Below are 10,542 nucleotides of genomic sequence, written 5' to 3' on the forward strand. Positions count from 1 at the left end.
GCGGCCTCACCGGAGTCGATCGGCCACACGCCGTCGGCCTCGTACTCCCACGCGCCGCCCGAGGCGGCCTCGAGGTAGGAGGTGAAGGTCTCGGTGGTGCCCGAGTCGTCCGAGCGGTGCACGGGCGAGATGGCGAGGTCGGGGAGCTCGACGTCGGGGTTGTCGGCGGCGATGGCCTCGTCGTTCCAGCTGGTGATCTCGCCGGCGAAGACGCTCGCGATGGTCTCAGCCGACATGTTCAGGCTGTCGACGCCCTCGAGGTTGAAGGCGACGGCGACCGGGGAGATGTACATCGGCAGCTCGACGATGCCGGCCTCTCCGTCAGCGGCGCAGGCGGCGAAGCCGCCGGCGGCGATCTCCTCGTCGTTGAACGCGCGGTCCGAGCCGATGAAGTTGCTGGCGCCGGCGATGAAGTTCTCGCGGCCGGTGCCCGATCCGGTGGGCTCGTAGTTGACCGTGACGTCGGGGTTGGCGGTCTGGAAGTTCGCGACCCACGCCTCCTGGGCGGCGGTCTGCGAGGAGGCGCCGGTGGCGTCGAGGGTGCCCGAGAGCGTGCTCGTCTCGTCGGTGGTGTCCGAGGCGGTGTCCGTGCCCTCGTTCGCGGCGCAGGCGGTCAGGGCGAGTGCGGCGACAGCGCCGAGGGCGCCGATCTTCGCAAGACGGTTGAGCTTCACTGTGAATCCTCACGTGTAGGGGTTGGGGTTGCGGGCCCGGTGCGGGGCTCGCCGTGCACGCTAAGCACGCAGCCTTAAGAGAGTGCGCGCGGGAGGTGAACGCCTGGTGAACGGATCTTGTGCAACGAACCGGATCGACCGAGCCGTGCGAAGGCGGGTTCGCGGAGTGGTTAGCGTGATGGTCATGTCCGAGATCACGAAGGCGGCGCGCGTGGCCGTGGATGCGACCGTCTGACGTGCCCGCAGACTCCGATCAGAGCGCGCTCGATCGCGCATCCCTCGCCGCCCGACCGCGCACGCTCGTCGAGGTCTTCCGCGACACCGTCGCCCGGCACCCGGAGGCCTCGGCGCTCGATGACGGCGCCGGCGCCATGAGCTACCGGGAGCTCGCCGCACTCGTCTCGCGCACCGCGGCGCGCCTGCACGAGGCCGGCGTTCGCCGCGGCGACCGCATCGGAATCCGGGTGCCGTCCGGCTCCCGGGATCTCTACGTGTCGATCCTCGGCGTGCTGGCCGCGGGAGCGGCCTATGTGCCCGTCGACGCCGACGACACCGACGAGCGCGCCGCGCTCGTGTTCGGCGAGGCGGCGGTGACTGGGATCATCGGCACCGGCGGCGTGTACGTGCCGACCGATCCCGCCTCGGGCGGTGGGGCGGCGACCGGGCCGGCGGTGCTCTACGCCGACACCGCGCCCCACCCGAGCACGAGCGCGGTCGCCGCGGTGCCTCCGCCCACCGTCGACGACGACGCGTGGATCATCTTCACCTCGGGCTCGACGGGCGTTCCGAAGGGCGTGGCGGTCACGCACCGCAGCGCGGCGGCGTTCGTCGACGCCGAGGCGAACCTCTTCCTGCAGGACGCGCCCCTGGCGCCGGGGGATCGGGTGCTCGCGGGACTCTCGGTCGCCTTCGACGCATCGTGCGAGGAGATGTGGCTCGCGTGGCGCCACGGCGCCTGCCTCGTGCCCGCGCCGAGGTCGCTCGTGCGCTCCGGCGACGATCTCGCCCCGTGGCTGCTTCGGCAGAGCATCACCGCGGTCTCGACCGTTCCGACCCTCGCGTCGATGTGGCCCGGCAGCGCGATCGAGAACGTGCGCCTGCTGATCTTCGGGGGCGAGGCCTGTCCTCCCGAGCTCGCCGCTCGTCTGGCTGCGGAGGGTCGGGAGGTCTGGAACACGTACGGTCCGACCGAGGCGACCGTCGTGGCCTGCGCTGCACCGCTCGGAGGGGACGGTCCGGTGCGGATCGGCCTGCCGCTGGATGGATGGATGCTCGCGGTCGTCGACGCCGACGGGAACCGCGTCGGTGAAGGCGAGGCGGGTGAACTCATCATCGGCGGCGTCGGCCTCGCCCGCTACCTGGACCCCGAGAAGGACGCGCAGAAGTACGCGCCGATGCCCTCGCTCGGCTGGAAGCGCGCCTACCGATCGGGCGACCTCGTGCGCTACGAGCGCGAGGGGCTCATCTTCCAGGGGCGCGCCGACGATCAGGTGAAGATCGGGGGCCGCCGGATCGAACTCGGCGAGGTCGAGGCCGCGCTCGGCGACCTCCCCGGCGTGGCCGCGGCCTGCGCCGCCGTTCGCAAGACGGATGCCGGAGTCTCGGTGCTCGTCGGATACGTCGTCACCGAGGCTCCCCTCGATCGCGCCGGGGCGCGGGCGCGGCTCACCGAGCGACTCGCCGCCGGGGTCGTCCCGATCCTCGCGGAGGTCGACGACCTTCCCGTGCGGACCTCCGGCAAGGTCGACCGCGACGCGCTGCCGTGGCCCCTGCCGGGCACCGATGACACCGCCGACGGGCTCACCGACGATGAGGCATGGCTCGCGGAGCTGTGGCAGGCGGTGCTCGGGATGCCGATCACCGATGCCGCCGCGGACTTCTTCGACCTCGGCGGCGGGTCCCTGGCGGCGGCGCAGCTCGTCTCGCGCATCCGCACCCGGGTTCCGGAGTTCTCCGTCGCCGACATCTATGACGTCCCACGACTCGCGGCGATGGCGTCGGCGATCGGGGCCGTCGCGGCGGCGACCCCGGTGGGGGAGTACTCCACGCCGAAGCCGACGCCGCGGCGGATGCAGTGGCTGCAGTCGCTCCTCGGCGTGCCGCTGTTCATCGTCACGGGTGTGCGCTGGCTGCTCTACCTGCTGACCGCGAGCGCGCTGCTGCGGCTCGTGCCGGGGTTCGACGTGCTCCCCGAGGTGCCGTGGTGGGTCCTGGTGGTGGGCCTGCTGCTGTTCGCGACACCGTTCGGCCGGATGGGGATCGCCGCGCTCGCGGCGCGACTGCTGCTGTCCGGTGTGAAGCCGGGCGATTATCCCCGGGGCGGCTGGGTGCACCTGCGCCTGTGGCTCGCCGAGCAGTTCGCCGACCAGATCGACGCGGTGGGTCTGGCCGGCGCACCGTGGGTGACGTTCTATGCGCGGCTGCTGGGGGCGAAGATCGGCCGCGACGTCGACATGCACACGCTCCCGCCGATCACCGGGATGCTCGAAGTCGGTTCGCGCGCATCGATCGAGCCGGAAGTCGACCTGACCGGCTCGTGGATCGACGGCGACCGCGTGCGCGTCGGGCCGGTGCGCATCGGGGCGGATGCCGCGGTCGGCGCACGGAGCACGCTCGCGCCCGGAACGCGCATCGGCCGTCGGGCCGAGATCGCCCCCGGGTCGGCGGTGTTCGGTCGGGTGCGCGCCGATCAGAGGTGGGCCGGCTCACCCGCGGTGCGCGTCGGTGCGGCCGGCGACGATCGCTGGCCCGAAGACGCCCCGCCCCCGGCACGCCGCTGGCTCACCGCCTACGCGGCATCGTCGGTCTTCCTCGGGCTCCTGCCGATCGGCTCGCTGGCCGTCGGCGGGCTGGTTCTCGCGGTGGGAGCGAGCGGCGCAGACACTCTCGGGGGGTTCTTCGCGAGTGCCGCGGCGTGGCTGGTTCCCGCGGTCATCGCGGCGGGCGTGGTCTATGCCGGAGCCGTCGTGCTCGGCGTGCGCCTGCTGGCGATCGGCCTGACGGAGGGGACTCATCCGGTGCGATCGAGGATCGGATGGCAGGTGTGGACGACCGAGCGGCTTCTCGATTCCGCGCGCCAGTTCCTCTTCCCGCTGTACTCGAGCCTGTTCACCCCGGTCTGGCTGCGCCTGCTCGGAGCACGGGTGGGCAGGAACGTCGAGGCGTCGACGGTGCTGCTGCTGCCGTCGATGACGCGCATCGAAGACGGGGCCTTCCTCGCCGACGACACGATGGTCGCCTCCTACGAGCTCCGCAAGGGCTGGATGCGCATCGGGAAGGTGCGCATAGGCAAACGGGCCTTCCTGGGGAATTCCGGGATGGCCGGTCCCGGCCATCGCGTTCCCAAGGACGGCCTGGTCGCCGTGTTGTCGGTGGCGCCCGAGAAGGCGAAGGCCGGCTCGTCCTGGCTCGGCTCACCGGCCGTGCGCCTGCGACGCGTCGCGACCGAGGTCGACGAGAGCCGCACCTATCGGCCCGGGGCGGGACTGCGTGTCGCTCGCGCGACATGGGAGCTGCTGCGCATCGTGCCGGTGATCGTCAGCTGCGGGCTCGGGCTCGGCGTGCTGTTCGCGCTCGCGGCGCTGTGGGAGGGTGTGGGTCCGGTGTGGACGCTCGTGCTGTCGGGACCCGTCCTCCTGCTCGCGGGCGGTCTCGCCGCCGCGGTGACGACGCTCGCGAAGTGGCTCATCGTCGGACCCATCCGGGCAGGGGAGAAGCCGCTGTGGTCGAGCTTCGTGTGGCGCACGGAGGTCGCCGACACGTTCACCGAGATGGTCGCTGCGCCGTGGTTCGCGCGGGCGGCCGCCGGAACGCCGGCGCTCGCCGTCTGGCTGCGTTCCCTCGGCGCGACGATCCGGCGGGGGGTCTGGTGCGACTCCTACTGGCTGCCCGAGCCCGACCTCGTCACCCTCGGCGACGGTGCGACGGTCAACCGCGGCTGCGTTGTGCAGACGCACCTGTTCCATGATCGAATCATGAGCATGGATGCCGTCGAACTCGCGTCCGGGGCGACCCTCGGACCGCACAGTGTGATCCTGCCCGCGGCGACCATCGGCGCCGACGCCACGGTGGGCCCGGCATCCCTCGTCATGCGGGGGGAGCACGTGCCGGTGGGCTCGCGCTGGAGCGGCAATCCGATCGGCCCCTGGCGTGCGGTCAAGGTCCGCGCCTACCAGACGACCTCGTGAGCGACGCGTACACGCCCTCGAGCGGCGACGCCTCGTACGACGTGGAATCGTACGACCTCGACCTCCGATACGCCGTCCGGACAAATCACCTCGAGGCCCGCGCGACCCTCAATGCGGTCGCCGTGACCGACCTCGGTGCGTTCTCGCTCGACCTCATCGGACTGCGTGCGACGCGCGTGACCGTCGACGGGGTGCCCGCGAAGTTCCGGCAGGGACCGCGCCACCTGCGCGTGAGCGTGCCGCATCCGATCGTCGCGGGTGAGCGGTTCTCGACGGAGGTGCGCTACGCGGGGCGGCCCTCTCCCCGCAGGTCGACGTGGGGGCAGATCGGGTGGGAGGAGCTCGAGGAGGGGATGCTGGTCGCGTCGCAGCCGGTCGGGGCGCCCACGTGGTTCCCCTGCAACGATCGCCCCGACAACCGGGCGCGCTTCACCGTGGCCGTGACCGCGGATGCCGGCTACACCGTCGCCGCCACGGGACGCCGCGTCTCGGTGACGAAGCAGGGGCGTTCGACGCGCTGGGAGTTCCGCAGCGACGTCCCGACCGCCACCTATCTCGCGGCCGTGCACATCGGGCCCTACCGCGAGAAGTCGCTGGGGCCCGCGACTGTCTTCACGCCGGGCGCCCTGGCTGTGCGGGCGCGCCGGGCTCTGGCCGACGTGCCCCGCATGATCGCGTGCTTCGAGGAGACCTTCGGGACCTATCCGCAGGAGGCGTGCACCCTCGTGGTGACTCCCGATGATCTCGAGATCCCGCTGGAGGCGCAGGGACTCGCCGTCTTCGGCGCGAACCACCTCGAACCGGAGTACGAGCGGCTGATCGCGCATGAGCTCGCCCACCAGTGGTTCGGCAACAGCGTCGGGATCGGCGCGTGGCGAGACATCTGGCTCAATGAGGGTTTCGCCTGCTACGCCGAGTGGGTGTGGTCAGAGGCCTCGGGTGGGCCCACGATCGAGGAACTCGCGGCCACAGCCCACAGCCGCCTCAGCGACCTCCGCGCCGACATCGTGATCGGAGACCCCGGAGCCCGAGACATGTTCGACGATCGGGTCTACAAGCGCGGCGCGCTCACCCTCCTGGCCGTGCGCCGCACGATCGGCGCCGAGGCGTTCGCGCAGCTGCTGACCGCGTGGACCGGCCGCCACCGCCATGCTCTGGTGTCGACCGACGACTTCATCGCGCTGGCGGAATCGTTCGCGGGCCGCCCGATGGGGGCGTTCTTCGACGAGTGGCTCTACGCCCGCGAGCTTCCGCCGCTTCCCGCTGCCGCGTGAGGTCTCGGCCGGTCACGCCGATCGCCACGCCGCGCTGAGGACGGCCCCCGGCGGTCCCGGCAGATCGCGCCCGTGCACGTCGGGGGCCGCCGGGAGGGACGCCGTCCAGGTCGAGCCCGCGGTGTGCACGACGACGGATGTCGGGTCGAGGCGCAGGAGGCGGCCGTCGGCTTTGGCGGCGGCCTCGAGGCGCACCCACTCCCGGAGGGTGCCGAAACCGGCCACGTCGGAGGCGTCCGAGGCCTCGCCGCGCTCCGCGTCGATGCCGAAGCCGACGAGTCCGCCGCCGTCGACGACAGCCGCGACCGCGGTCGCCACCCGATTCATGCCATCCCGGACATACGTCGTCGATGCGAGAAGTCCGCCGGGAGTCAGCCGCGGTGCGCCGTGGTCCCCACCGCACCGGGCGCACACGCGCGACACGTCGCACCCGGGAGCGAGGCGGCGCAGCAGCTCGTCGGCGACGGCGCGTCGGGGGCCATCCGCGACGGGTGCCCACGCGACCTGGATCGCCTCCACGTCACACGCCGGCGTCGTGCTTCTCGGTCGCGACGATGCCCGAGGCCGGGTCGTCGGCCGAGAGGTGCACGACCGAGAACTCTCCCGTGTCCAGCGCCGACGCGCTGCCCAGATACGAGCCCGGGATGCTGCCGGCCGCGAGCGCGAGCTCGCTGACGATGTCGGGAAGCACGGGGCCATGACTGCAGAGAACGACGGGCCGGCGCGCGCGGATCCGATCACCGACGATGCGCCGCACATCCGACCGCCCCTCCTCCCACGCATCCTGGCTGATCCCCGGCTCGAGGTGCACCTTGCAGCCCAGGGCGGCCGCGAGCGGACGCACCGTGCTGGCGCACCGCACCGCGGGGCTGGAGACGATCCTGCGTACGCCGAACGCGACAAGCGGGCCGACGAGCTCGTTCGCCTGCCGGCGCCCGCGCGGGGCGAGCGGACGCTCGGCGTCGACCTCGCCGTCGAACGCGTCCCGCGAGACGGCCTTCGCATGCCGGAGGATCACGAGCGGGAAGGTGCGCAAGGCCCCCTCGTCGAGGAAGGCGCGGAATCGCTCGACGATCTCGACGTCGACGGGATAGCTGAGGCGCTTCACGGCCTTCTTCAGCGACACCCACTCGAGCGCGGCGATCTCCTTGTTCGGCGTGAACGAACTCGCCCGGATCGCGGCGTCGGTCGCCTCGGCGGCCCAGTAGTGCACGATCTTCTCCCGTGATGACGGAAGCCGGTAGTGGGAGACGCCGATGTGCACACCGAGGCTCACACGGATGCCGGTCTCCTCGTGGATCTCGCGCGCGGCCGTCTCGGGCAGGGTCTCCCCGGGGTCGACCTTGCCCTTGGGTAGGCTCAGGTCGCGGTACTTCGTGCGGTGCACGAGCAGGATGCGCAGCTTGCCGTCGACGACTCGCCACACCACCCCGCCGGCGGCGTAGACGACGGCCGAGCTCATCGCACCGCCCGTGCTCGACGGCGTCGCCGCACGTCGTGCATGGTGCGATCCTGCAGGTCCAGCAGCGGTGCGCCGTCGGCGCTCTGGGCGTGGCGCGTCCATTCCGCGTCCGCGCCCAGCCACCACGAGCTGGTGCTGTCGCTCATCGCGAGGGTGAACAGATCGTCCAGTTCGCGGAGGTGGGCGGGGGCGACGACCCGCACGAGCGCCTCGATGCGTCGATCGAGGTTCCGGTGCATCATGTCGGCGCTGCCGATGTACATCTGCGGATCGCCGTCGTTCTCGAACGCGAAGATGCGGGAATGCTCGAGGTAGCGCCCGAGGATGCTCCGCACCGTGATGTTCTCGCTCAGACCCGGCACACCGGGACGGAGGGAGCAGATGCCGCGCACCCAGACCTCCACGGGAACCCCCGCCTGGCTGGCGCGGTACAGCGCGTCGATGATCTGCTCGTCGACCATCGAGTTGACCTTGATCCGCACCCGGGACGGCTTGCCGGCCAGCGCGTTCTTGCGCTCCTTGTCGATGAGCCGGAGGAGCCCCTTGCGCAGGTGCAGTGGAGCGACCAGGAGCCGCTTGAACTTCTTCTCGATCGCGTATCCGCTCAGTTCGTTGAACAGGCGGGTGAGGTCGCGGCCGACCTCGTCGTCGACGGTGAACAGGCCGAAGTCCTCGTACAGCCGACTGGTCTTGGGGTTGTAGTTCCCCGTCCCGACGTGGCTGTAGTGGCGCAGCACCCCCTCCTCCTCGCGGATCACGAGGGCGAGCTTGCAGTGCGTCTTGAGTCCGACGAGGCCGTACACGACGTGCACGCCCGCCTTCTCGAGCTTGCGCGCCCAGACGATGTTGTTGGCCTCGTCGAAGCGCGCCTTCACCTCGACGAGAGCGAGAACCTGCTTGCCGGCCTCTGCCGCGTCGATGAGCGCTTGGATGATCGGGCTGTCGCCCGACGTGCGGTACAGCGTCTGCTTGATGGCCAGAACGTGGGGATCCTTCGCCGCCTGCTCGAGGAAGCTCTGCACACTCGTCGCGAACGACTCGTAGGGGTGGTGCACGAGCACATCCGCCTTGCGGATCGCGGTGAAGATGTCGCTGCGCTCGGTGTTGTCGCCCGGCTGGAAGGCGAGCGCCGTCGTGGGCAGGTGCGGCGGGTAGTGCAGATCGGGGCGATCGATGCGCGCCAGATCGAACAGGCCGCGCAGGTCGAGCGGCCCCGGCAGGCGGTAGACCTCCTGCTCGGTGATGTCGAGTTCGTTCACCAGGAGCTCGAGTGTGAGGTCGTCCATGTCGTCGGTGACCTCGAGGCGGATGGGAGGTCCGAAGCGCCGGCGCATGAGCTCGGCCTCGAGCGCCTGGATGAGGTTCTCGGTCTCGTCCTCCTCGATCACGAAATCCTCGTTGCGCGTGAGGCGGAACGCGTGATGATCGAGCACCTCCATCCCCGGGAACAGGTCGCTGAGGTTGTTGGCGATGAGGTCCTCGAGCGGCAGATACCGCACCCCGTCGTCGTCGCGCGAGACCTCAACGAACCGCGGGAGCATGGGCGGCACCTTCAGCCGCGCGAACTCCTGACGGCCGGTTCGGGCGTTGCGGATGCGGATCGCCAGGTTCAGCGACAGCCCGGAGATGTACGGGAAGGGGTGCGCCGGGTCGACCGCGAGCGGCATGAGCACGGGGAAGACCTGGGTCTGGAAGTAGGTGTAGAGCTTCGCCCGGTCGTCGTCGTCGAGCGCATCGTAGGAGAGCACCTCGATGCCGTTGCGGGCCATCGCGGGCTTCACCAGATTGGTCCACGCCGCGGCATGACGCACCTGAAGGGCGTGCGCCTCGGCGGAGATGTCGGAGAGCACCTCGTGGGGCGAGCGCCCGACGTTGGTGGGCACCGCCAGTCCCGTGACGATGCGGCGCTTGAGGCCGGCGACGCGCACCATGAAGAACTCGTCGAGGTTACTGGCGAAGATCGCGAGGAAGTTCGTCCGCTCCAGGAGCGGTGTCAGCTCGTCCTCGGCAAGCTCCAGCACGCGCTGGTTGAAGGCGAGCCAGCTCACCTCCCGATCGAGGTAGCGGTGCTCGGGCAGCTGCGCATCGAAGCTCTCGGACTGGTCGAAGTCATCGTCGTCGGCATCGCCGAGACCGGCATCGAGAACCTCTGGTTCGATCATCCCCTCATCATTGCAGGACGAAGGTGACCGCGGTGTGAACGCGGCGGGCTACGACGCTTCGCCGCGTTCGCGCGGCGTCGGGACCTGGTCGTCCTCGTAGACGTTGAAGCGGTAGCCGACGTTCCGGACCGTCCCGATGAGCTGCTCCAGGTCGCCGAGCTTGGCGCGCAGGCGACGAACGTGCACGTCGACCGTGCGGGTGCCGCCGAAGTAGTCGTATCCCCACACCTCGCTGAGAAGCTGCTCGCGCGTGAAGACCCGCGAGGGATGCGTGGCGAAGAAGTGCAGGAGCTGGAACTCCTTGTAGGTCAGATCGAGCGGCTTGCCGTGCACCTTCGCGGAGTACGACGACTCGTCGATGGAGATGCCGGACGTCTGGATGCGGCTCGAGCCCTGGTCCTGGCTCTTGCGGCCGATGGCGAGGCGGATGCGCGCATCCACCTCCGCGGGACCGGCGGTCACGAGGATCACGTCGTCGACGCCCCAGTCGGTCGACACGGCGGTCAGTCCGCCCTCGGTGACGATGAGGATCAGCGGAGCGTCGGCGCCGGTGGTGTTCAGGATCTTGCTGAGCGACTTCGCGCCGACCAGGTCGACGCGCGCGTCGATGAAGATGACGTCGGAGCTCGGTGCGTTCACCAGCTGCGCGGCTTCGGCCGGGATCTGCCGTACGCGATGACTCAGCAGTTCGAGCGAGGGCAGGACAGGGCCGCCCCCCTGTGCGGAGCTGAGAACCAGAAGCTGTGCCAAGACGCCATCCTCTCGGCGTCGAACACGCCGTGG

7 protein-coding genes are annotated in these 10,542 nt (G+C 70.6%); 2 read left to right on the plus strand and 5 right to left on the minus strand.

What is annotated here, in order from left to right:
* The coding region (locus B4E30_RS06680; RefSeq protein WP_286794152.1) for a phosphate ABC transporter substrate-binding protein PstS at positions 1–674 on the minus strand (674 nt) is incomplete at its 3' end.
* 221 nt (positions 675–895) lie between these two features.
* Between B4E30_RS06680 and B4E30_RS06685 the strand changes: the two genes are divergently transcribed.
* Both B4E30_RS06685 and B4E30_RS06690 read left to right on the plus strand, forming a co-directional pair.
* Positions 896–4,861, plus strand: a complete 3,966-nt coding sequence (locus tag B4E30_RS06685; protein ID WP_414683190.1) for a Pls/PosA family non-ribosomal peptide synthetase — start codon at positions 896–898, stop codon at positions 4,859–4,861.
* The gene (locus B4E30_RS06690) at positions 4,858–6,135 is read left to right on the plus strand and encodes a M1 family metallopeptidase (RefSeq protein WP_286794156.1); all 1,278 of its coding nucleotides are present in this window, start codon (positions 4,858–4,860) and stop codon (positions 6,133–6,135) included. Before B4E30_RS06685 ends, B4E30_RS06690 begins: the two co-directional genes overlap by 4 nt.
* A 12-nt stretch (positions 6,136–6,147) precedes the next feature.
* Here the strand turns inward: B4E30_RS06690 and B4E30_RS06695 are convergent, their stop codons facing one another.
* Genes B4E30_RS06695 through B4E30_RS06710 form a run of 4 tightly spaced genes read right to left on the minus strand, consistent with a single transcriptional unit; the run spans position 6,148 to position 10,509 of the window.
* On the minus strand, positions 6,148–6,654 hold the full coding sequence (locus B4E30_RS06695; RefSeq protein ID WP_286794158.1) for a chemotaxis protein CheY: 507 nt from the start codon (positions 6,652–6,654) through the stop codon (positions 6,148–6,150).
* A gap of 1 nt (position 6,655) precedes the next feature.
* Positions 6,656–7,597 carry an NUDIX hydrolase gene (locus tag B4E30_RS06700; protein WP_286794160.1) on the minus strand — a complete coding sequence of 314 codons (942 nt, stop codon included), beginning with the start codon at positions 7,595–7,597 and terminating at the stop codon, positions 6,656–6,658.
* Positions 7,594–9,759 (minus strand): RNA degradosome polyphosphate kinase, encoded by a 2,166-nt coding sequence (locus tag B4E30_RS06705; protein ID WP_286794162.1) that lies wholly within the window; start codon positions 9,757–9,759, stop codon positions 7,594–7,596. Before B4E30_RS06705 ends, B4E30_RS06700 begins: the two co-directional genes overlap by 4 nt.
* Before the next feature lie 48 nt (positions 9,760–9,807).
* Positions 9,808–10,509, minus strand: coding sequence for a winged helix-turn-helix domain-containing protein (locus B4E30_RS06710; protein WP_286794164.1), 702 nt, complete (start codon positions 10,507–10,509; stop codon positions 9,808–9,810).
* Positions 10,510–10,542: the final 33 nt, after the last annotated feature.

Origin of the sequence: Microbacterium sp. UBA3394 (assembly GCF_002358725.1) — a bacterium.
GTDB lineage: Bacteria > Actinomycetota > Actinomycetes > Actinomycetales > Microbacteriaceae > Microbacterium > Microbacterium luteum.

Bases quoted from the DNA above. Each gene is read 5' to 3' on its own strand.
- B4E30_RS06685 (WP_414683190.1), top strand. From the start codon at position 896: ATGCGACCGTCTGACGTGCCCGCAGACTCCGATCAGAGCGCGCTCGAT.
- B4E30_RS06700 (WP_286794160.1), bottom strand. From the start codon at position 7,597: ATGAGCTCGGCCGTCGTCTACGCCGCCGGCGGGGTGGTGTGGCGAGTC.
- B4E30_RS06705 (WP_286794162.1), bottom strand. From the start codon at position 9,759: ATGATCGAACCAGAGGTTCTCGATGCCGGTCTCGGCGATGCCGACGAC.